Source organism: Cobetia sp. SIMBA_158, assembly GCF_046566945.1.
In the GTDB taxonomy this organism is placed as follows: domain Bacteria; phylum Pseudomonadota; class Gammaproteobacteria; order Pseudomonadales; family Halomonadaceae; genus Cobetia; species Cobetia amphilecti.
Map to the genome: position 1 here is coordinate 1 of NZ_JAWJYL010000334.1, position 274 is coordinate 274.

The 274-nt window shown below is 43.1% G+C and carries 1 protein-coding gene; it reads right to left on the bottom strand.

What is annotated here, in order from left to right:
* Positions 1-274: response regulator (locus tag R2R70_RS20175; protein WP_410978929.1), on the bottom strand; the 274-nt coding region annotated here is incomplete at both ends.

Sequence of the window (274 nt, forward strand, 5' to 3'; positions counted from 1 at the left end):
CTAAAAGCGCCCATAGAGCTAACAAGCGCCTGTGCTGCAGGTTGAATATCTGCGCTAATCACTATAACAATGGTTTTTTGATGCTCTTGCTGCAGCTCTTTTAACACTTCAAAGCCATCCATTTGTGGCATTTGCAAGTCTAAAAACAGTACCTCTGCTAACCCGGCATGCACAGCATCTAGCGCTTCAACCCCATTTTTGGCTTCGTGAATTGTAATATCCCAATCTTCAGGAAGTGCGCGTTTAATTGTTTTTCTTGAAAGTGCTGAGTCAT